Source organism: Leifsonia sp. KNZ12-8B, assembly GCF_056755495.1.
In genome coordinates, this window is sequence record NZ_JBPGXM010000015.1 from 26920 (window position 1) to 48428 (window position 21509).

Annotated in this window: 23 protein-coding genes; 4 read left to right on the plus strand and 19 right to left on the minus strand. The window is 69.7% G+C overall.

The features are described 5' to 3' along the window. Positions 1–74: 74 nt before the first annotated feature. On the plus strand, positions 75–1139 hold the full coding sequence (locus ACR9ZG_RS04180) for a hypothetical protein (protein WP_481283567.1): 1065 nt from the start codon (positions 75–77) through the stop codon (positions 1137–1139). Positions 1140–1155: 16 nt separating this feature from the next. Here the strand turns inward: ACR9ZG_RS04180 and ACR9ZG_RS04185 are convergent, their stop codons facing one another. The 14 genes from ACR9ZG_RS04185 to ACR9ZG_RS04250 form a co-directional block, all read right to left on the minus strand. Continuing rightward, complete coding sequence (locus ACR9ZG_RS04185; protein WP_481283568.1) at positions 1156–3156, minus strand: bifunctional copper resistance protein CopD/cytochrome c oxidase assembly protein; 2001 nt, start codon at positions 3154–3156, stop codon at positions 1156–1158. Positions 3157–3280: 124 nt separating this feature from the next. Next, positions 3281–3565, minus strand: coding sequence for an HU family DNA-binding protein (locus ACR9ZG_RS04190; RefSeq protein WP_301211656.1), 285 nt, complete (start codon positions 3563–3565; stop codon positions 3281–3283). Positions 3566–3777: 212 nt separating this feature from the next. Continuing rightward, complete coding sequence (gene rpsN / locus ACR9ZG_RS04195; RefSeq protein WP_301211657.1) at positions 3778–4083, minus strand: 30S ribosomal protein S14; 306 nt, start codon at positions 4081–4083, stop codon at positions 3778–3780. A 2-nt stretch (positions 4084–4085) separates the two neighbouring features. Continuing rightward, complete coding sequence (rpmG, locus tag ACR9ZG_RS04200) at positions 4086–4253, minus strand: 50S ribosomal protein L33 (protein WP_085021186.1); 168 nt, start codon at positions 4251–4253, stop codon at positions 4086–4088. A gap of 2 nt (positions 4254–4255) precedes the next feature. Beyond that, entirely contained in the window at positions 4256–4492 is a 237-nt protein-coding gene (gene rpmB, locus ACR9ZG_RS04205; RefSeq protein WP_301211659.1) for a 50S ribosomal protein L28, read from the minus strand. 269 nt (positions 4493–4761) lie between these two features. Then, positions 4762–5499: an NYN domain-containing protein gene (locus tag ACR9ZG_RS04210; RefSeq protein ID WP_481283569.1), complete on the minus strand. Its 738-nt coding sequence runs from the start codon at positions 5497–5499 to the stop codon at positions 4762–4764. Positions 5500–5522: 23 nt separating this feature from the next. After that, positions 5523–5912: a Fur family transcriptional regulator gene (locus ACR9ZG_RS04215; RefSeq protein WP_481283570.1), complete on the minus strand. Its 390-nt coding sequence runs from the start codon at positions 5910–5912 to the stop codon at positions 5523–5525. 6 nt (positions 5913–5918) lie between these two features. Then, entirely contained in the window at positions 5919–6833 is a 915-nt protein-coding gene (locus ACR9ZG_RS04220) for a metal ABC transporter permease (RefSeq protein WP_481283571.1), read from the minus strand. Next, positions 6830–7690, minus strand: coding sequence for a metal ABC transporter ATP-binding protein (locus tag ACR9ZG_RS04225; protein WP_481283572.1), 861 nt, complete (start codon positions 7688–7690; stop codon positions 6830–6832). Before ACR9ZG_RS04225 ends, ACR9ZG_RS04220 begins: the two co-directional genes overlap by 4 nt. Beyond that, a complete protein-coding gene (locus tag ACR9ZG_RS04230) occupies positions 7687–8598 on the minus strand; it encodes a metal ABC transporter solute-binding protein, Zn/Mn family (RefSeq protein ID WP_481283573.1) in 912 nt (303 codons plus the stop codon). Before ACR9ZG_RS04230 ends, ACR9ZG_RS04225 begins: the two co-directional genes overlap by 4 nt. 102 nt (positions 8599–8700) lie before the next feature. Continuing rightward, complete coding sequence (locus ACR9ZG_RS04235) at positions 8701–10110, minus strand: dihydrolipoamide acetyltransferase family protein (RefSeq protein ID WP_481283574.1); 1410 nt, start codon at positions 10108–10110, stop codon at positions 8701–8703. 27 nt (positions 10111–10137) lie between these two features. Then, positions 10138–11097 (minus strand): alpha-ketoacid dehydrogenase subunit beta, encoded by a 960-nt coding sequence (locus ACR9ZG_RS04240; protein ID WP_481283586.1) that lies wholly within the window; start codon positions 11095–11097, stop codon positions 10138–10140. A 299-nt stretch (positions 11098–11396) separates the two neighbouring features. Then, positions 11397–12536 carry a thiamine pyrophosphate-dependent dehydrogenase E1 component subunit alpha gene (locus ACR9ZG_RS04245; protein ID WP_481283575.1) on the minus strand — a complete coding sequence of 380 codons (1140 nt, stop codon included), beginning with the start codon at positions 12534–12536 and terminating at the stop codon, positions 11397–11399. Between the two features lie 4 nt (positions 12537–12540). Then, the gene (locus tag ACR9ZG_RS04250; RefSeq protein WP_481283576.1) at positions 12541–13650 is read right to left on the minus strand and encodes a histidinol-phosphate transaminase; all 1110 of its coding nucleotides are present in this window, start codon (positions 13648–13650) and stop codon (positions 12541–12543) included. 96 nt (positions 13651–13746) lie between these two features. Between ACR9ZG_RS04250 and ACR9ZG_RS04255 the strand changes: the two genes are divergently transcribed. Further along, positions 13747–14136, plus strand: a complete 390-nt coding sequence (locus ACR9ZG_RS04255) for a phage holin family protein (protein ID WP_481283577.1) — start codon at positions 13747–13749, stop codon at positions 14134–14136. Positions 14137–14216: 80 nt separating this feature from the next. Beyond that, positions 14217–15596, plus strand: a complete 1380-nt coding sequence (gene purB, locus ACR9ZG_RS04260; RefSeq protein WP_481283578.1) for an adenylosuccinate lyase — start codon at positions 14217–14219, stop codon at positions 15594–15596. 106 nt (positions 15597–15702) lie between these two features. On the opposite strand, the gene ACR9ZG_RS04265 is transcribed toward purB, so the two are convergent. Then, positions 15703–15987 (minus strand): hypothetical protein, encoded by a 285-nt coding sequence (locus ACR9ZG_RS04265; protein ID WP_481283579.1) that lies wholly within the window; start codon positions 15985–15987, stop codon positions 15703–15705. A 26-nt stretch (positions 15988–16013) separates the two neighbouring features. Then, positions 16014–16613: a DUF308 domain-containing protein gene (locus ACR9ZG_RS04270; RefSeq protein ID WP_481283580.1), complete on the minus strand. Its 600-nt coding sequence runs from the start codon at positions 16611–16613 to the stop codon at positions 16014–16016. A 98-nt stretch (positions 16614–16711) separates the two neighbouring features. On the opposite strand from ACR9ZG_RS04270, the gene ACR9ZG_RS04275 reads away from it, so the two are divergent. After that, the gene (locus ACR9ZG_RS04275) at positions 16712–17431 is read left to right on the plus strand and encodes a Pr6Pr family membrane protein (RefSeq protein ID WP_481283581.1); all 720 of its coding nucleotides are present in this window, start codon (positions 16712–16714) and stop codon (positions 17429–17431) included. A 96-nt stretch (positions 17432–17527) separates the two neighbouring features. On the opposite strand, the gene ACR9ZG_RS04280 is transcribed toward ACR9ZG_RS04275, so the two are convergent. The 3 genes from ACR9ZG_RS04280 to dnaB form a co-directional block, all read right to left on the minus strand. Further along, positions 17528–18040 carry a hypothetical protein gene (locus ACR9ZG_RS04280; protein ID WP_481283582.1) on the minus strand — a complete coding sequence of 171 codons (513 nt, stop codon included), beginning with the start codon at positions 18038–18040 and terminating at the stop codon, positions 17528–17530. A gap of 94 nt (positions 18041–18134) precedes the next feature. Next, complete coding sequence (gene proS / locus ACR9ZG_RS04285; RefSeq protein WP_481283583.1) at positions 18135–19556, minus strand: proline--tRNA ligase; 1422 nt, start codon at positions 19554–19556, stop codon at positions 18135–18137. An 86-nt stretch (positions 19557–19642) separates the two neighbouring features. After that, positions 19643–21016: a replicative DNA helicase gene (dnaB, locus tag ACR9ZG_RS04290; RefSeq protein ID WP_481283584.1), complete on the minus strand. Its 1374-nt coding sequence runs from the start codon at positions 21014–21016 to the stop codon at positions 19643–19645. Positions 21017–21509 lie beyond the last annotated feature (493 nt).

Below are 21509 nucleotides of genomic sequence, written 5' to 3' on the forward strand. Positions count from 1 at the left end.
GTGCGACCTGCCGCACTACTCTAACGCCCGGCCCTCGGCGCCGGCTGTTCTCCACAGCCCTCTAAACTGGCGGCATGTCCGGAGCAGGGGAGGGGAGCGGCCGGCCGGAGGGGGTCAGCCGCCGCACGCGCGACCTGCTCCTGTGGTCCGGGGCGGGCGTGCTCCTGATCCTCGCCTTCGTCGCCGCTCTCGGCGCCGTGCAGCGCACGTACTACAGCGCCGGGGGGTTCGTCACCGCGTACATGCAGACGCTGGCCGCGCACGACGTCGCCGGAGCCCTGGCCATGCCGGGCGCCGCGCCCTCGACCGAGGCGCTGAACCGCGCCGGACTGCCGACCGGGGCATCCCGCGAGCTGCTGCGTTCCGACGTCCTCCCGAGGCTGACCGACATCGAGGCCATCTCCGACCAGGCGCTCGACGACGGAACCCACCGGGTCCGCGTCAACGCCCGGGCCGACGACCGCCCGGTCACGGGCGTCTTCACCGTCGAGACCGCAGGCTCGGTGCTGGGCGTGCTCCCCACCTGGCGCTTCGCCACCACGCCGCTGACCGTGGCGCGGATCACCGTCGCCCATGCCGACGACTTCACGATCGGCCGGCACACCCTCCAGCCGCGCGCGGCGGCTCCCGACCAGCCGGCCGACGCCTTCAGCGCCGCCGCCGACTACCTGATGTTCGCACCCGCACGCTACGAGCTCGGCCACAGCTCGACATACCTGAAGGCCGCACCGGCCGTCCTCGTCGGCAAGCCGGGAGCGACGGTGGAGGCGACCGTCGACACGCAGCCGACCCCCGCCTTCACCGAGGCGGTGCAGAAGGAGCTCGACGGCTTCCTCGACGACTGCGCCGAGCAGGAGGTGCTGCAGCCGGCCGGGTGCCCGTTCGGCGTGGAGATCGACGACCGAGTGGTGGGCGCGCCGTCCTGGTCCATCGCCGAATACCCTCCGGTGTCGCTGGAGGCCGGCCCGACCTCCTGGCTGATGGCCCAGACCGCCGGCGTCGCGCACCTCACCGTGACCGTGCAGTCGCTGTTCGACGGCACCGTCGAGCAGCGCAGCTCCGATGAGCGGTTCACCGTCGCACTCAGCAGCGTCACGATCCGCTCCGACGGGTCGCTCGACATCGTCGTCGCGCAGTGACCACCGGCCCGAGGCGTTACGGCTTGACCTTGTCGCGCTCCGCGAGGCGGGCGAGCCGCTCGTTGTAGGCGCGCAGCTCCGCGTCGTCGGTGCGGTCGGCGTTGCGGTCGCGGCGCCTGGTCTCGCGCTCGTCGCTCCTGCTCCACTGGATCGCCACGACGATGGCGAGGATCACCGTCGGGATCTCGCCGATGCTCCACGCGATGCCGCCGCCCACCTGCTGGTCGGCGAGCGGCGTGTCGCCCCAGGTGCGGCCCATCGCGCCGAACCAGTCGGCCAGCAGCAGCCCGTTCATCTGCATGATCGACAGGCCGAAGAACGCGTGGAACGCCATCGTGCCGAGCAGCAGGAGCAGCCGGAACGGGTACGCGAGCCGGTACTTCACCGGGTCGATGCCGATCAGCGACTGCACGAAGAGGTACCCCGTGATGAGGAAGTGCGCGATCATCCACTCGTGGCCGACATGGTCGGTCGTGGCCCAGCGCATGACCGGCGTGTAGTAGAAGATCCACAGCGAGAAGGCGAACAGTCCCGCGGCGACGAGCGGATTCGAGATGATCGCCGCGAACCGCGAGTGCACGGCCAGCAGGATCCACTCCCGCCCGCCGCGCGACCCGTCGTCGCGCTTGCGGATCGCGCGCGCCGCCAGCGTGACCGGCGCACCGGGCACGAGCAGCAGCGGCACCGCCATCGTCAGCACCATGTGCGCCGACATGTGCGCCGAGAACAGGTACTTCTCGTAGACGTTGACGCCGCCGTTGGTGATGTAGAAGAGCAGGACGAGGCCCAGCGTCCACAGGATCGTCCGGTACACGGGCCACGCGTCGCCGCGCCGGCGCAGCCTCCACACGCCCGCCAGGTAGAAGAACAGCGCGAACGCGCAGCCGAGCACCCAGAGCAGGTCGAAGTTCCAGCTCGTGAACAGCCGGCCGAAGGTGAGCTCGGGCGGCAGCTTCTCGCCCGTGAGGATCTCGGCGGGCGTCGGCGTCGCCGCCCTGGTCTCGGGGACGGGCGTCACCGTGCGCGCGAGCGCCGCCGCGACGCCGGACGCGATGCCCATGAACGCCAGCTCGGCCGTGACGATCCACCAGAACGTGCTGCGCTTGCCGCCGGCTTTGAGCCGGTCGATCAGGATGCGGCGCTGGGCGACGCCGAAGAGCCCGAGCACGACGAGCACCGCGACCTTGACGAGCACGAGGATGCCGTACGGGGTCGCGAGCTCGGCCAGCGTGCCGACACGCAGCTCCGCATTCACGTAGCCGGAGGCGGCGACGACGACGAACGCGACGAGCGCGACCGAGCTGTAGCGCTCCAGGACGGTGACGAGTCGGCCGTTGCCGAGGCCGTTACCGCCCGGGCCGTTGCCGCCCAGGACGCCGCGCAGCACGATCAGCGTGAGCAGTCCGCCCAGCCAGATCGCGGCGAACAGCACGTGGAGGCCGAACGACGTGACCGCCGCATCGTGTCCGGACGCCTCGGCGCTGTGCCCCTGCTGCGCCATCGGGATCACGCTCGCCATCGCCAGGGCCGTGACGAAGACGAGGGCGGTCTGGTTGCGGACCGCGAAGCAGAGCACGGTGACCGCGGCAGCGATCAGCGTCACCCCGAGCCAGGCCTGGCCGAGCGGGACGCTGGTGATGAACGAGCTCAGGCCATTGCTGAACGCCTCGTCGAACGACCACGGGACGTTCGAGACGCTGACGAAGGTGAAGAGTCCGGTCGCGGCGGAGGCGACGGTCATCACCGCGGCGCTGCCGGCGGCGAAGTCGAGCGCCTTGCCGTACTCGTCGCGGTCCGGGCTGAGCGCGAAGCAGCCGAGCACCAGCGCGCCGAGCACGCCGGAGAGGCTGAGGTTGACGACCAGCGTCGAGATCGGGAGGCCCCAGCGGACGAGCGCGCCCGGGTCGGCGAGCAGCGGGGCGTCCGCGCCGCCGCCGAAGGCGAGACCGGCCAGGACCGCCGCGAGTGCGGCGATCAGCAGGACGGCAGGGCCGATCACACGGACGAGTCTGGGCACCGTTCCACCCTAGGCCTCCCAGCCGAACGACCGCCGAGTGCCGCGTGCCGAGCGCCGCGACGCCCCCCAGATACGACGAGGGCGGCGTCGCACACGCGACGCCGCCCTCGGCAAGCGGGGGAGACTACTTGACGGCAGCCTTCAGCTTCGAGCCCGCGGTCAGCTTGACGCGGTGGCCGGCCGGGATCGAGATCTCCTCGCCGGTCTGCGGGTTGCGGCCGGTGCGGGCAGCGGTCTCGGTGCGCTCGGCGGCGAGCCAGCCCGGGATGGTGACCTTGCCGCCCTTGGCGACGGTCTCGGCGACCGTGCTGAAGAAGGCGTCGACGACGCTGGAGACGGCGGCCTGGCTCTGACCCGACGCTGCGGCGACAGCGGCGACGAGCTCGGTCTTGTTCAGGTTGTCAGCCATTGAGTGTCCTCCTCGGACCTTGTGCTGGATCTACAGCTTCTGTGTGGAACGGTTGAGGCCACGCTGGGCCGTTACGTTTGGTCGGTCGACCGCCTCGAATGTATCAGAAACCCGCGGAAACACGCGGAATTCCGGCGGTTCGGGACACCTTTTCCATGCAGAAGGGGCGCCCGGCCGAAGCCGGACGCCCCTTCAGGAGGCTGTCGCCGATGTCACCAGCTGGACTTGGTGATGCCGGGGAGCTCGCCGCGGTGCGCCATGTCGCGGAAACGCACACGCGAGATGCCGAACTTGCTGAGGTTTCCGCGGGGGCGGCCGTCGACGGCGTCGCGGTTGCGGACGCGGATCGGCGAGGCGTCGCGGGGGAGCTTCTGCAGACCCACGCGGGCGGCCTCACGGGACTCGTCGGTGCCGTTCGGGTCGACCAGGGCCTTCTTCAGCTCGAGCCGCTTGGCGGCGTTGCGAGCGACGATGACCTTGCGCTGCTCGTTCTTGGCGATCTTTGACTTCTTGGCCATGATTAGCGCTCCTCTCGGAAGTCGACGTGCTTGCGGATGACCGGGTCGTACTTCTTGAGCACGAGGCGGTCGGGGTCGTTGCGGCGGTTCTTCTTGGTCACGTAGGTGTAACCGGTGCCCGCCGTCGAACGGAGCTTGATGATCGGACGGATGTCCTGCTGCTTCGCCATCGCTAGATCTTCTCCCCACGGGCCAGGATGTCCTTGACCACGGCCTCGATGCCACGAGCGTCGATGACCTTGATGCCCTTGGCACTCAGGTTCAGGGTGACGTTGCGGCGAAGCGACGGAACGTAGTACGTCTTCTTCTGGATGTTCGGGTCGAACCGGCGCTTGGTGCGGCGGTGCGAGTGCGAGATGCTGTGACCGAAGCCGGGAGTGGCTCCAGTCACCTGGCACACTGCTGCCATTGCTTTCTTCTCCAATACCGTGGGGCGGACGCCCCACCCAAGGTCACTTGTCGGCGCACGACTTCCCCGGTGTTTTGAGGCGGTGGGGGTTTCGTGCACGATCCGAGCGGGAGGAGTCCCACTCAGCCAAACATCCATACTACGGCATGAGGGCGGGGCCGGCCAAATCGGCTGAGCCGGATTATTGAACTACGGAAACTCGATTTCGTGTATTCTTGACATCGCCAACCCGTCTTCCACTGGAGGACGGGTCTTTTTTTGTCCGTGAATCACCAACCGTCAGGCCTGCGGTAACTGCCCACCCGCTCTGGCAACTGACTGGCTCGGTAGTCCTCAGCCGTGAGTCGTCGCCACCAGTGCCCACCGACGCCGTCATCGTGTCGACCCCTCAGGGCGCCGGCAGTGGGACTTGTAGAGGGATTCACCGTTCCGACAGGCACGCGATCGCGAACCAGGCGCAAGGGAAGCTCGAAGTCCGAGTCGTTCGACACGACGACTGCACCGTCCACCGCCTTCGTCAAGACGTCGAGGAGGAGGTGCGAGACCACGTTGACGTCGGACCCCTTTTCCTCGCGCTTCTGAACAGTGGCCAGCACGCTGTCGGCACCGCCGCCGGAAGCCGGCGTCCTTCGCAATGGGAGCCTGTCGTCCCATTGTTCGCCAGCATGTCGGTATGCAGTTGGACGATAGGTTCCCCTGGGCTCATTCACGAGGGGTTCCTCCTTCGCCCAGGAGACGTAGCGACCTTCGGCGATCAAATCCACCGAGCCGGAGTCGATCAACGCGCCAAGGTAGACGTTCTGGTCGATCGCGCCCGACTGGTTGGCCACCGCATCCACCCGCGCCGTGCAGTACACGACGCGGCTGATCCTCGCGGCCGGCCACCCGATCAGCGGCTCCACCAGCGCGCGCAGGTCCAGCCATCTCCAACCCGGCGTCCCACGCCCACAGTGTTTCCTCGCCCCGTAATACAGGTTGAACCCGTCGATGTAGACCCCGATGCGCATCCGCACATTCTAGTGGTCACATTTCAGCCGCGGGCCGAGCACTCCGCGCACAGCCCGAACACGTCCACGACGTGCTGCGCCTGCGTGAACCCGTGCTCCGCGGCGGCCGCGCGGGCCCACTCCTCGACCGGGTCGGCCGAGATCTCGACCGTGAGGCCGCAGTTGCGGCAGATCAGGTGGTGGTGGTGGCCCGTGGTGCACGCCCGGTACAGGCTCTCGCCCTCCGGCGACTGCAGCGAGTCGGCGTCCCCCTCCGCCGCCAGGTCGGCCAGCGCGCGGTAGACGGTCGCGAGGCCGATCGGGGAGCCGGACTCGTGGAGGTTCAGGTGCAGTCCCTGCGCGCTGATGAAGCCCTCCGTCGAGGTCAGCGCCTCGCGGACGGCCTCCCGCTGCCACGTGTTCCGCTTCACCATCTCAGGCTAGCCCGCCCGGCTCACGAGTGGCCGTGAGTCCGCTGCTGCCACCGTCGAGCGTGCACGGACACCGCGTCGACCGCCGACGATGCGGCAGACCACGTAGATGACGAACGAGATCGTGGTCACGTACGGGCTGATCGGCACCGCGCTGCCCAGGGCGAGCAGGATGCCGCCCACCACCGAGACCAGCGCGAACCCGATGCTCAGCAGCGGGACGCCCAACGGCGACGACGAGATGCGCATCGCGGCGGCGGCGGGGGTGACGAGCAGCGACAGCACGAGCAGCGCCCCGACGATCTGCACCGAGACCGCGACGGCGAGCCCGAGGAGCACCATGAAGGCGAGCGCGACGAAGCGCGACGGGACCCCGCGGGAGGCGGCGACGTCGGCATCCAGGCTGTCGAAGGTCAGCGGCCGCCACATCAGCAGCAGGCCGAGCAGCACGATCGCGCCGATGGCGATCAGCCAGCCGAGCTGGGGGTCGTCCACCGAGACGATCTGGCCCGTCAGCAGCCCGAACTTGTTCGCGCTGCGGCCGGGATAGAGGGCGAGGAACAGGATGCCGAGGCCCAGGCCGAACGGCATCAGCACCGCGATGATCGAGTTGCGGTCCCTCGCCTTCGCCCCCAGCAGGCCGATGAGGACGGCCGCGATCAGCGATCCGAAGAGGGAGCCGACGACCACGTTCGCGCCGAAGAGCAGCGCGGCGGCGGCGCCGGCGAACGAGAGCTCGCTGATGCCGTGCACAGCGAACGCCATGTCCCGCTGCATCACGAACACGCCGATCAGGCCGCCCACGACGCCGAGCACGGCGCCCGCGAAGATCGAGTTGCGCACGAGCAGCAGCAGCTCGCCGTAGTCCGTGAAGTCGAACAGCTGCGACCACAGGTCCGTGGAGGCGATGAGGTGCGTGATCATGCGGCGGGCTCCGGGTGCGGGGCGTGGGAGTGGTCGTGGTGCGAATGCGTCTCCGCGTCCGGGATGCCGACCACGACGATGCGTCCGCGCGTGCGGATCACGTCGACGGGCGTCCCGTACAGGTCGGTCAGCACCTCCGACCGCAGCACCTCGTCGGGGCTCCCGGTGAGGAACCGGCCGCCGGCCAGGTACAGCACCCGGTCGACCATCCCGAGCACCGGGTTCACGTCGTGCGTCACGAAGACGACGGCGCTGCCGTGCTCGCGGCGGCGCTTGTCGATGAGCTCGCTGACGCCGCGCTGGTGCTGCAGATCGAGCGAGAGCAGCGGCTCGTCGCAGAGCAGGAGGGAGGGGTCGCCGGCCAGCGCCTGCGCGACCCGGAGCCGCTGCTGCTCACCGCCGGACAGCGCCCCGACCGGGGCGTCGGCGTACCGGCGCGCGCCGACCGCGTCGACCAGCGCCTCCGTCTGCTCCCGATCGGCGCGGCTCGGCCACGGGAGACCCCAGCGGTGCCCGTTCACGCCGAGCGCGACCAGGTCGCGGGCGCGCATGGGCGTCCCCGGCGGGATGATCTTCTGCTGCGGGATGTAGCCGATCCTCCGGTCGCCGCGGCGCACCGCGTGGCCGTCGAAGCTGATGCTGCCGGAGTCGAGCTGCTGCTGGCCGAGGATCGTGCGCAGCAGGCTGGTCTTACCCGACCCGTTCGGCCCGAGCACCGCGACGAACTCCCCGGCGTGGATGTCGAGGTCGAGACCGCTCCACAGCGTGCGCGCGCCGAAACCGAGGGACGCATCCCGCAGGCTCAGCACCACGTCGCGGTCGGCGGGCAGCGCGACGCGCGTCAGCGGCTCGGTCATGCGCCCAGCGCCTTCTCGACGGCGTCGATGTTCGCGCCCATCCAGCCCGCGTAGTGCTTCCCGGCGGGCAGCGTCTCGGTCACCGGGACGACCGGGACGCCGGCCGCCTTCGCCGCGGCGAGCACGCGCTCGGTCTCCGGTCCCGTCGTCTGCTCGTTGTAGACGAGCGCCGCGACCGAGCGGCCGTGGAAGAGGTCGAGCATGTCCTGCAGCACGGCGGGGGAGACGTCGTTCCCCTCCTCGATCGCCTCGCTGAAGGCCTCCGGGGTCTTGTTCTCGAGCCCCATCGCCTCCAGCAGGTACAGCGGAACGGGCTCGGTGACGGCGACGCCGTCGCCGGCGTGGGTCGCCTTGATGGACGCGACGCGAGCCTCCAGGTCAGACAGCGCCGTGTCGAACGTGGCCGCGTTGGCGGTGAAGGTGCTCGCGTTGTCCGGATCCGCCTCACCCAGGGCGTCGGCGAGGGCGTCGGCGAGCTTCTTCACGGTCGGGAGGTCGTACCAGACGTGCTCGTTGAGCTCGCCGCCCTCGGCCTTCTTGCCCGAGAGTTCGACCGCGTTGAGGACCGTGCGGTCGTCGTTCGCCGAGGCCTTCAGCATGGTGTCCATGAAGTCGTCGTAGCCGCCGCCGTTCTCGATGACGACGTCGGCCTTCGAGATGGCGAGCTGGTTCTGCGCGCTCGCCTCGAAGGAGTGGGGATCCTGCGCGGGGTCGTCCATGATCGAGGTCACGGTCGCGGCGTCGCCCGCGATGGTGGCGGCGATGTCGCCGTAGACGTTCGTGCTGGCGACGATGCGGAGCTCGCCGTCGGTGGAGGTGGAGCCGCCGGCGCCCGAGGCGCAGCCGGTGAGCGCGACGGCCGTTGCGGCCGCGAGCGCGAGGAGGGACACGAGGGGTCGCGTCTGCATGAGGATGCCTGTCTAAGCCGCTCGCGCGGCATCGAAAGAGTGTACGCCCACGGTCGTGGGCGCCCTCCTCACACTACGAACTAATGAGAATGATTGTCAAACTCAGTCGAGCAGCAGCGCGGGCTCCTCGATGATCGACGCCACGTCCGCCAGGAAGCGCGAGGCCACGTCGCCGTCCACCACGCGGTGGTCGAAGGACGCGCCGACGGTCGTCACGTAGCGCGGCCGCACCTCGCCGTCGACGACCCACGGCTTCTGCTTGATGGTGCCGAGCGCGACGATGCCGACCTCGCCGGGGTTCAGGATGGGCGTACCGGTGTCCATGCCGAACACGCCGATGTTCGTGATGGTGATCGTTCCGCCGGTCATGTCCGACGGGGGCGTCTTGCCGTCGCGCGCGGTGAGGGTGAGCTGCTCGAGCGCCCTGGCGAGCTCGAGCAGGGTCATGCCCTGCGCCTCCTTGATGTTCGGCACGATCAGCCCGCGCGGGGTCGCGGCGGCGATGCCGAGGTTCACGTAGTGCCGGACGATGATCTCCTCGTCCGTCCACGTCGAGTTCACCATCGGGTTGCGGCGCACCGCCCACATGATCGCCTTCGCGACGATGAGCAGCGGCGAGACCTTGACGCCGGCGAAGTCGGCCGAGTTCTTGAGGCGCTTGACGAACTCCATCGTGCGCGTCGCATCGACGTCGACGAAGAGGCTGACGTGCGGGGCGTTGAAGGCGCTGGTCGTCATCGCGTTCGCGATCGCCTTGCGGACGCCCTTGACCGGGATGCGGTCCTCGCGGTCCGACGGCCACTCCGGGGTCTGGATGTTGCGGAACACGGTCGCCTGCGTCGCCTCCCGCACCACGTCGTCGCGCGTGACGTCGCCGATCGGTCCGGTCGGTGTCACCAGGGTGATGTCGACGCCGAGGTCCTTCGCCAGCTTGCGGATGGGCGGCTTGGCGACGACCGGGCCGCGCGCGACCGCGGGTCCACCGTGCGACGAGGTCGCGGCGGGGGAGGCGGCCGGTGCGGGCGCAGCTGCGGGAGCCGCCGCCGGGGCCGGAGCCGCCGGAGCGACCGAGCCCGCGAATGCCACCGGGATGGAGGCCGTGCCGGGGTGGCTGACGCGCCGCCGCCGGCTGCTGCCGTGCCCGGCGGAGCCGTATCCGACGAGCACAGCACCCGCCTTCGGAGCGTCCGACTCGTGCGAGACGCTCGCGGCGGCGTCGGCCTCGGCCTGCTCGACCTCGCCCGCGGGCTCGGCGGGGGCATCCTGGCCGCCCTCGCCGGTCACGGTGATGATCGGCGTGCCGACCTCCACGGTCTGCCCCTCCGAGACCAGGAGCTCACCGACCGTGCCCTCGAAGGGCGACGGCAGCTCGACGAGCGACTTCGCGGTCTCGATCTCGACGATCACCTGGTTCACGGCCACCGGCTCGCCGGGCGCCACCTTCCAGGCGACGATCTCCGCCTCCGTGAGACCCTCGCCCACATCGGGCAGCAGGAACTGGGACTCGCTCATGTGTGCGACTTCTTTCGTTCGGCGCGCTCAGTACGCGAGCGCGCGGTCGACGGCCTCGAGGATGCGGTCGGCGTCGGGCAGGTAGGTCTCCTCGAGCTTCGCGGGCGGGAACGGGGTGTCGAACCCGGCCACCCGCAGCACGGGAGCCTCCAGCGAGTAGAAGGCGCGCTCCGCGATGGTCGCGGCGACCTCCGACGCGACCGACACCGTGCCGGGCGCCTCCTGGGCGATGATCAGGCGACCGGTCTTCTGCACGGACTGCAGCAGCGGCGCGTAGTCGATGGGGGAGAGCGAGCGCAGGTCGACGACCTCCAGGCTGCGGCCCTCCTCGGCGGCGATCTCGGCGGCTCGCAGGGCGACGCTGACCATGCCGGCCCACGCCACGACCGTCGCGTCGGTGCCGGTCCGGACGACACGGCTCGCGTGCAGCGGCGTCTGGTTCTGCGTCAGGTCGACCTCGCCCTTGGGCCAGTAGCGGCTCATCGGCTCGAAGAAGATGACCGGGTCGTCGGACTGGATGGCCTCCTGGATCATCCAGTACGCGTCGTGCGGGGTCGACGGCGCGACCACGCGCAGGCCGGCGGTGTGGGCGAAGTATGCCTCCGGAGCCTCCTGATGGTGCTCGACCGCTCCGATGTGGCCGCCGTGCGGGATGCGGACGACGACCGGCATCTTCACGCCGCCGCCGTGGCGGTTCGTCAGCTTGGCGAGCTGGGTCGTGATCTGGTCGAAGCCGGGAAACACGAAGCCGTTGAACTGGATCTCGACCACGGGCCGATAGCCGCGCATCGCCAGGCCGATCGCCGTGCCGATGATGCCGGCCTCCGCGAGCGGGGTGTCGACGACGCGCTTCGGGCCGAACTCCTTCTGCAGGCCCTCGGTGACCCGGAAGACGCCGCCGAGCGGGCCGACATCCTCGCCGAGGATCAGCACGCGGTCGTCCTCGGCGAGCGCCCGCCGCAGGCCGGCGTTGAGCGCCTTCACCAGGGGGAGGTTCTGAACAGGAGGCTCCGGGGCGGCGGGCGCCGCGGACTCGGCAGGCGCCTCGGCCTGCTCACCGGCCTGCGCCGCCTCCGCGCTCTGGTCGTCGATGACGAACTCGCGCGACCACTCCTGCTCGGCGACGTGCTCCTCGAGCACGGTCGAGCCCGGCTCGCTCTCGATGATCTCGACCACGTCGATCGCCTCCGTGTCGGTCGTCTCCGTCTGGGCCCCGGAGTCGTGACGCTGCTCCTCGCCCTCGATCAGCTCGGCCTCCACGTAGTCGGTCTCGCTCCTGATGTCGCTCATGCGTCACCTCCGAACGACGCCTCGTACTCCTCGAGCCAGCGTCGCTGCTCCTCCATCAACGGGTGCGGCTCACTGTAGACGTGCTCGAACATCGACGCGACGGGAGGCGGGCCGAGCTCGAGCGTGCGGCGACGGATGTCGGCGGCCAGGTCGGCCCCCTCCTCGTCCGCCGCGTCGAAGAACGCCTGGCCGAGCCCCTGCTGCTCCAGGAACACCCGGAAGCGGAGGATCGGGTCGCGGTCGGCCCAGTACGCCAGCTCCTCGTCGGTGCGGTACTTGCTGGGGTCGTCGCTCGAGGTGTGGGCGCCCATCCGGTACGTCAGCGCCTCGATCATGCTCGGCCCCTCGCCGTTGCGCGCGTCGTCGAGCAGCTTGGCGGTGACCGCGTAGGAGGCCAGCACGTCGTTGCCGTCGATCTGCACGCCCGGGATGCCGAAGCCGCTCGACCGCAGATAGAGAGGAGTGCGGGACTGGGTCGAGACCGGCACCGAGATCGCCCAGTGGTTGTTCTGCAGGAAGAAGACCTGGGGGGTCTGGTAGCTCGCGGCGAAGACGAAGGCCTCGCTCACGTCGCCCTGGCTGGTCGCGCCGTCGCCGAAGTACGCGATCACGGCGGCGTCGGTCTCCGGGTCGCCGGTGCCCACGTTGCCGTCGAACGTGATGCCCATCGCGTAGCCGGTGGCGTGCAGCGTATGCGAGCCGATGACCAGCGTGTAGAGGTGGAAGTTGCCGGTCGCCGGATCCGTCGGGTCCCAGCCGCCGTGCGTGACGCCGCGCAGCAGCCCGATGATGCCGATCGGGTCGATGCCGCGGATCATGCCGACCACGTGCTCCCGGTACGACGGGAAGAGGTGGTCCTGCGGCTTCGCGGCGAAGGCGGAGCCGACCTGGGCGCCCTCCTGGCCGTGGCTCGGCACCCAGAGGCCCAGCTGGCCCTGGCGCTGGAGGTTCGCCGCCTCGTTGTCGAACGCGCGGACGCGGACCATCTCGCGGTAGAACCGGCGATAGTCGTCCTCCGAGAGGCGCTCGAGGTACGGGAGGTACTCGGCGGCCACGTCGCTCGGCTGGAAGCGGCCCTCCGGAGTCAGCAGCTGGACGGTGTTCGCCGGGCGCGGGATGTCGTTCGTCGCAACCATCGTTCTAACCTAACCGCTTGGCCGGGTGCCCTGTTGGTAGGTTCCGCACAACATCGGCGGCCACCCGGAGGAGTTCTTCTACAGATTCGTCCTCGCCGACGCTGATGCGGATGCCCTCCGGCGGGAAGGCGCGCACGGTCAGCCCGGCGTCGAAGAAGGCGTCGTTGGCGGCGGCGGTCTCGTCGCCGGTCGCGAGCCAGACGAAGTTGCCCTGCGCCACCGGCACGTTCCAGCCCTGCTCGATGAGCGCCTCCCGCAGCCGGTCGCGGCGCATGGCGATGCGGGCGACCCGCTCCATCAGCTCGTCCTCGGCGTCGATGGCGGCGAGCGCCGCCACACGGGAGGCGTCCGTCACCGACAGCGGGATGGCCGCCGAGCGCGCGGCGTCGAGCACGGCCGCAGGGCCGACCGCGTAGCCGATGCGCAGGGCAGCGAGGCCGTAGGCCTTCGAGAACGTGCGCAGCACCACGAGGTTCGCGTAGCGGGAGAGCAGCGGGATGCCGTCGACGGAGGCGTCGTCGGTCACGAACTCGTAGTACGCCTCGTCGAGCAGCACGAGCAGATCGGTCGGCACCCGCTCCATGAAGGCGGTGAACTCGTCCGCGGTGACGATCGCGCCCGTGGGGTTGTTCGGTGTGCAGACGATCACGACGCGCGTGCGATCGGTGATCGCGTCGGCCATCGCCGCGAGGTCGTGCCCGCCGTCCGGCCGGTTCGGGATCTGCACGCTGGTGGCGCCGGTCGCCGTCACGAGTCCGGGATACGCCTCGAACGAGCGCCACGAGTACACGACCTCGTCGCCGGCGCCCGCCGCCGCGGTGATCAGCTGCGCCAGCAGGGCGACGGAGCCGCTGCCCAGGTGCACCTGCTCCAGCGCGACGCCGTGCCGCTCCGCCAGGCGCGCGCGCAGGTCGGCGCCGCCGGCGTTGGGGTAGCGGTTGAGCTCCCCGAGCGTGGCGGCGACAGCCTCCACGACCGAGGGGAGGGGCGGATACGGATTCTCGTTGCTGGACAGCTTGTAGCCGTCGGCCGGCGCGGGGCGCCCCTGCTTGTACGGGGGGACCGCCACGATCTCGGGCCGCAGCCGCACGCCGATCGGGGTGTCGGAAGTCACAGACCAAACTTAGCCGCGCGCGCATACCGGCGGGAGAATCCTTCTCCGCGTCCGCAACCCCTTCAGCAGAGTCGCCGGCCCTGTAATGATGGCGGCATGCGATTCCTGCTCAAGGTGATCATCAACGCGGTCGCGCTCTGGCTGACGACCCTCATCGTGCCCGGCGTCACGGTGCGGCCCTGGACGGAGGGCGACACCACCGCCACGGTGCTGACCTACCTGCTGGTCGCCCTGATCTTCGGCGTGGTCAACGCGATCGTGGGGACGGCGATCCGCATCGTGGCGTTCCCGCTCTACATCCTGACGCTCGGGCTCATCTCCCTCGTCGTGAACGCGTTCCTGCTCTTCATCGTCTCGTGGATCAGCGACGCGATGGGCTTCGGGCTGCACGTCGACGGCTTCTGGTCCGGCGTGTTCGGCGCGCTGGTCCTCGGCATCATCGCCTGGCTGATCGGCCTGGTGCTGCGGCCCGTCACGCGCGACTGAGGCGGGCCTCCCGCGCGCTGCGGCACGCGGATGCGGGAGAATAGGCGCGAACCCCGTCGCCGTTCCCGCAGAGGAGACCCATGACCGCCCTGCCTCCCCAGCCGCTCAGCCCCCTGGACGGCCGGTACCGCTCCGCGGTGCTCGGTCTCGGCGACCACCTGTCCGAGGCCGGTCTCAACCGGGCGAGGGTGCAGGTCGAGGTGGAGTGGCTGATCTACCTCACGAGCCACCGCATGTTTGGCTCGTCGCCGCTGACCGACCAGCAGGTCCGCTCGCTGCGCGCCCTGGTCGACGACTTCGGCCAGCCCGAGATCGACCGTCTCGCCGAGCTGGAGGCCACCACCAAGCACGACGTGAAGGCGGTGGAGTACCTGGTGCGGGAGCGCCTGCACGCTCTCGGCCTCGACCACATCGCCGAGCTGACGCACTTCGCGGCGACGAGCGAGGACATCAACAACCTCTCCTACGCGCTGACGGTCAGCGCCGCGATCAACGAGGTCTGGCTCCCCAAGTTCCGCGCGGTCATCGGCGAGCTGCGGGCGCAGGCGCTGCAGTACCGCGACGACGCGATGCTCGCACGCACGCACGGCCAGCCGGCGACGCCGACCACCATGGGCAAGGAGCTCGCGGTGTTCGTGCACCGCCTGGAGCGCCTCCGCACGCAGATCCAGCGCACCGAGTACCTCGGCAAGTTCAGCGGCGCGACCGGCACGTTCGCCGCGCACCTCGTCGCCGACCCGTCGGCGGACTGGCCCCGCATCTCGCAGGAGTTCGTGGGCAGCCTCGGCCTGACCTGGAACCCGCTCACCACCCAGATCGAGTCGCACGACTGGCAGGCCGAGCTCTACTCGGCGATCTCGCACGCCAACCGCATCCTGCACAACCTCTGCACCGACATCTGGACGTACATCTCGCTCGGGTACTTCCGGCAGGTGCCGGAGCCGGGCGCCACGGGATCGTCGACGATGCCGCACAAGGTCAACCCCATCCGGTTCGAGAACGCCGAGGCCAACCTCGAGCTCTCGAGCGCCGTCCTCGATTCGCTGTCCGCGACGCTGGTCACCAGCCGCCTGCAGCGCGACCTGACCGACTCGACGACGCAGCGCAACATCGGGGTCGGGCTCGGCCACTCCCTCCTCGCCCTCGACAACATCGAGCGGGGCCTCGGCCAGATCGCGCTCGACCGCGACCTGCTCGCCGCCGACCTCGACGCGAACTGGGAGGTGCTGGCGGAGGCCATCCAGACCGTCATCCGCGCGGAGGTCACCGCGGGCCGGTCGACCATCTCCGACCCGTACGCGCTGCTCAAGGAGCTGACCCGCGGCAAGCGCGTCGACCACGCGGGCCTCGTGGAGTTCGTGAACGGCCTCGACATCGGCCAGGCCGCGAAGAACCGCCTCCTGGAGCTGACGCCCGCGACGTACGTGGGCCTCGCCTCCCGGCTGGTCGACGAGCTCTAAGGGTCACGGAGCCGCGCGCGGCGCGTCGGGCGCGGGGCTGCGGCACGTCGGGCGCGCGGCCAGGGGCGGCCGGGGCGATGGCCGTCAGGCCTGCTGGCAGCCCGGACTAGTGGCCGCGGGGCCGGTCGCCGCCCTCGGCCTCGTCCTGCTCGTGGATGTCCTCCACCTCGGCGGCCGTCGGCTTGAACGCGAGCGCGAAGAGCGCCATGAGTACGACCGAGACGATGAAGGCGACGCCGAGCCCGACCGCGGCGAGGACGAACTCGCGGGTCGCGATCAGCACGATCAGCCCGACGAAGACGCCGAGGCCGGCGGAGATGCCGAGCAGCTCCATCGGCAGGAAGCGGTCGCGTCGGCTCGGCTGGAGGCTCTGGGACGGGGTGTTGGTCACGCTGGGGTCTTTCTTGTCGCGCCTGGTCACGATCCGCTCCCTGCCCGGCGGGCCTCCTCCGACCGGGCGGAGGAGTGCAGGGAGGCTGCGCCGATGCCCTGGAACACGCCGACGATGACCGCCCACGCGCCGAACAGGCCGATCGCGAGCACGGCATCCGCCGGAACGAAGAGGAGGACGAGGGCCAGCACGGCGGTCAGTGCGCCGGTGATGAGCCAGTCGCGCGCCGCCGCATCGCGCGAGCGGGAGCGCAGGCCGTTGTAGAGCTCGAGGAAGCCGGTGAGGGCCGCCCAGACCGTGACGAGGTAGAGGTAGAGGCCGAGTCCGCTGCCGGAGAGCGAGAGAGCGAGCACGCCGGCGACGATCCCGACGGCACCCTGGATCACGAAGAGTGTCCTGGTGAGTCCGCGGGCGCCGAACACGGCGCTCAGTGCGCCGGTGGCGAGCCCGTCGAGGAGCGCGAAGGCGCCGAACACGATCAGACCGAAGGTCGCGGTGTGAGCGTCGCGCGTGAAGGTGATCACGGCGGCGGCGGCGAGCGCGACGAGCGCGCGCACCGCGGGGACGACCCAATAGCGGTTCGGAGTCTGGATGCCCGGCAGCGGGGCAGGAACGGCGGGTGCCACCTCGGCGACCTCTCTCAGAATGGGATTCCGCTCCAGTCTAGTCGCGGCCTTCCTGCGCGTTCGCCCGATGGGAGGCCCGCCCGCGCTACGCTCTGCCCATGCGGATCGCCTTCGCCACGGCCCGCGCCGGCGTCGCGCTGCTGACGCTGGCGGCCATCGTCGCCCAGTTCACCCACAGTGCGGAGGCCGTGGCCGCGGCCGGCGGCAGCGTCGCCGGTTTCGTGGTGAACTTCCTCAGCTTCTTCACCATCGAGTCGAACCTGGCGACGGTCGTCGTGCTCGCGATCGGCGCGGTCCTCCTCGTGATCAGAAGAGGTGACGACCCCGGCTGGTTCACCGCCCTGCGGGCCGCGGTCGTCACCTACATGGTGACCACCGGGGTCGTCTACAACCTCCTGCTGCGGAGCATCCAGCTGCCCCAGGGGCAGACCGTGCCGTGGTCGAACGAGGTGCTGCACGTCGTCGCGCCGCTGTGGATGCTGGTGGACTGGCTGCTCGCCCCCGGCCGCACCCCGCTGCGGTTGCGGGTCGTGTGGGGCATCGCGGCGTTCCCCATCGTCTGGGCGGTGTACACGCTGCTGCGCGCGCCGATCGCCGCCGATCCGACGACGGGCAAGCAGCCCTGGTACCCGTACCCGTTCCTCAACCCCGCGAACTCCCCCAACGGTTACGGCTCGGTCGCGTTCTACATCCTCCTGATCGCCGCGGTCATCCTCTGCGCCGGCTTCGGGGTGGTGTGGATCTCGCGGCGATGGCCGGGTGGAGGCTCGTCGCGCGCAGCTGCTGCGGAGGCGACGTCGCCGAGCGCAAGCGCCTGAACCGAGGCGTCACGGGGGCGGCGGGGCACCACGGGAGCGGCGCGTGCGCACGCGTCAGGCGCGGCGCCTCAGGTCCGACGCGTCAGGCGCCGCGCCTCAGGCGCGACGCGTCTCCGGGGTCTCCGGCGTCTCGCGGCCGGCCCAGACGACGATGCCAGCGACCGCGCCGACGGCGAGCAGGAACCCGCCGGTCGGGGTGATGGTGTCCGCGATCCGGTGCTGAGCGGCGAGGGCCGACAGCAGACCGGCGGCGGCGCCGCAGAACGCGACGACGGCGTACGCCCACGACACGGCGCGGACCGCACCGCTCGCGACCAGGCCCCGGACCACGAGTGCCCCCGCCGTGATCAGCCAGGTCGCCAGGAGCGGCACGGCGATCGGCAGGCCGACCGTGTCGCGCAGCAGCAGGCCAGGCGCCAGATAGATCACGGCGGCGGCCAGCAGGATCACCACACCCAGGGCGGAGAAGGCGGCGAGCCGTGAGCGCTCGGTCTGCAGCTCCCGGATCTGCGACGTGAGCGACGACCAGGTGAACGCCAGGCTGAAGGCCATGACCGCGAGTGCGACGGCACCCGCGCTCTGCAGCAGGGGAAGAAGGAGGGCGTTCATGGTTTCCATTACAGGCTCACGCATTCGGGTTGCGCGTCATCCTGGGGAATGATGTCGCGCGAGGCGTACATGCAGAGTCTAACATATTAGCTCGTCAGTAGCTGCGAGCGACGATCGCGTACAACACCTCTTGGCTGGGGTCGGTCGGAAGCTCGCCCTCGGCGGTCTGGAGGCACCGGACCGTGAGGGCGTTCGCCGCCAACTCATCCTCGCCGGATTCTCCGAGGTTCGCGTACGGGATCCGCGCGAATCCGGTCGCTGCAGCGATGGTCGCGTCGGCCACCGTCTCGACATCGGTCGTGTTGTCGGCGAGCCGCTTGCGCGCCTGCTCGAGCATCTCGGTCTGCATCTCACCGAGCAGAGTCGGGATGGCATGGGCCACGTGGTCGAGGGGCAACACCGTCTTGCCGCTGGCGTCGCGACGGGCGATGGTCACTTGTCCTGCGTCGAGGTCGCGAGGTCCGACCTCGATCCGGACCGGTACGCCCTTGAGCTCCCAGTCGACGATGCGACGGCCGAAGCCGGGGGTGCTCCGCGCGTCGAGACGAACGCGCACGCCGGCAGCCGCCAGCCCATCAGCGACCGAGGATGCGGCAGCCACGGTGAGCTCATCATCCTTGACCGCCACGACCACGGCCTGAATCGGAGCGACGCGCGGCGGCACTCGCAGACCATTCTGATCGCCGTGAGCCATGATCAGCCCACCCAGCATCCGCGTACTCGAGCCCCAGGAAGTGGTCCAGCACGTCTGCACGGTGCCGGTGGAGTCCGTGTAATCAATACTGAAGGCGCGCGCGAAGTTCTGGCCGAGCTCATGGCTTGTTGCCATCTGCAGCGCCTTGCCGTCGCCCATCATGGCCTCGCAGGTCATCGTGTTGACCGCGCCCGCGAACCGTTCCCGCGGGCTCTTGACCCCGACCAACACGGGAATGGCGAGCGTGTCCTGGAGGAAGTCGCGGTAAACGTCGAGATGGATGCGACGGGCATATGCCGCCGCGTCTCCAGCGGTCGCGTGGGCCGTGTGACCTTCCTGCCAGAGGAACTCGGTCGTACGAAGGAACAGGCGCGGCCGCAGCTCCCAGCGCACGACGTTCGACCACTGGTTCAGCAGCATCGGCAGATCTCGGTGCGACTGCACCCATTTCGCCATCAGCTCGCCGAACACCGTCTCGCTCGTGGGGCGCACGACAACCGGCTCGGCGAGCTCCTTGCCACCCGCGTGCGTGACGACTGCCAGCTCGGGACTGAATCCCTCGACATGCTCCGCCTCACGCTCGAGATAGGACTGCGGGATGAACAGCGGCAGATACACGTTCTCCGCGCCCGTGCGCTTGATCCGCGCATCGACGTCGGCTTGCATGCGCTCCCAGATCGAGTACGCATACGGTCGGATGACCATGGTGCCGCGCACCGGTCCGTTGTCGGCAAGCTGCGCCTTCTCCAGCACGTCTTGGTACCAACGAGGGAAGTCATCCTCAACCGACGCCAGAGCGCCGGAGCCGCCATTCTGAGCCACGCCCCAACACTACGAGGAACCATGGGCAATGACTCGCATGGCGTCTGGTCCAACACGGCGTCTAGGACGCCGGCCGACGACAAGCACTACATCGGCGCCATGTCCGTGAACCGCGAGTAGTGGCCCTGGAACGCGACCGTGACGGTCTTCGTGGGGCCGTTGCGGTGCTTGGCGACGATCAAGTCGGCCTCGCCGGCGCGCGGGTTGTCCTTCTCGTAGGCGGACTCGCGGTGCAGGAGGATGACGACGTCGGCGTCCTGCTCGATCGAGCCGGACTCGCGGAGGTCGCTGAGGGCGGGGAGCTTGTCGGCGCGCTGCTCCGGGCCACGGTTCAGCTGCGACAGCGCGATGACCGGGACCTGGAGCTCCTTCGCCAGCAGCTTGAGGGCACGCGAGAACTCGCTGACCTCCTGCTGGCGGCTCTCGACCCGCTTGCCGCTCGTCATGAGCTGGAGGTAGTCGATGATGACCATCTTGAGGCCGACGCGCTGCTTGAGGCGGCGGCACTTGGCCCGGATCTCGACCAGCGTCATATTGGGGCTGTCGTCGATGTAGAGCGGGGCATCGTTGATGCGGCCGCGGGTGGAGGCGATGGTCGTCCAGTCCCGGTTCTCGACCATGCCCTTGCGCATGTGCTGCAGCGGGACGGCGGCCTCGGCGGAGAGCAGGCGCATCGCGATCTCGCTGCGCCCCATCTCGAGCGAGAAGAAGATGGTGGGCATGTCGTGCTTGATCGCGGCCGCGCGGGCGAAGTCGAGGGCCAGCGTCGACTTTCCGAGCGCGGGGCGCGCGGCGACGATGACCATCTGGCCGGGGTGGAGGCCGTTGGTCAGCTCGTCGAGCTCGGTGAAGCCGGTGGGCACACCGGTCATCGAGCCGTCCTTGTGCTTCGCCGCCTCGATCTCGTCGATGGCGACGGTCACGGCGTCGGACAGCGGGACGTAGTCCTCGGCCTCCTGCGTGCCGGTGACCGAGTAGATCTCGGCCTGCGCGTTGTTGACGAGGTCGAGGACCTCGCCCTCGGCCTTGTAGCCCATCTGCGTGATGCGGGTGCCCGCCTCCACCAGCCGGCGCAGCAGCGCCTTCTCGGTCACGATGTTCGCGTAGTACCCGGCATTGGCCGCGGTGGGCACGAGGCTGGTCAGGGTGTGGAGGTACTCGGCGCCTCCGGCACGCGACAGCTCGCCCAGCTTGGTCAGCTCGTCGGTGACGGTGATGACGTCGGTGGGCTCGCCGTGCGAGTACAACGACAGGATGGCGTCGTAGATGATCTCGTGCTTGGGGATGTAGAAGTCGGTGCCGCGGACGACCTCGACGACGTCGGCGACGGCGTCCTTGCTGAGCAGCATGCCGCCGAGCGCGCTCTGCTCGGCGAGGAGGTCGTGCGGAGGCGTCCGTTCCGGGGTGCGCGTGTCGCCCGGTTCCCGGTTGTCGGCGAGACCGATGTGGGCGATCGACACGTCTTCTCCTTCACGTCTAGGAACGTCATGTCTGCACGTTCAGCACAGGCACCATCACAGGCACGCCGAACCCCGCCGCGCTTGCGCGGACGAGCACCGCGGTCGAGTCCGATTCTCCGCCCGACCGCCGACATCGCCGGGATGTTCCGGGTGCGTTTCCGACGACGCTTCACCCTATGGAGGGGTGGCGGCAGGGGACAACTTCACCTGTGGATAACTCTGGGGAGAATCTGGGCGAAACGCCGCGCACGTTGTGCACAAGACCTGTGGACAACTGTGGAGAACCAAGTTTTTTTCGTAGAGATTGTGCCTCTGGTCGGGTATTTTCTTTTCCCCACCCTGTGTGTAAAAACTAGTTCGGATGCTGTGGTCAACCGCTTCTGACCCAGGCTCCGACCTGTGCACAAATGTGGGGAAATCTCCCTTAACGAGGTGTAGCGGGGGGGGGCCGCCCCCCCCGCCCCCAGCCCGGCGCCCGCGCCGGTCATGGGGG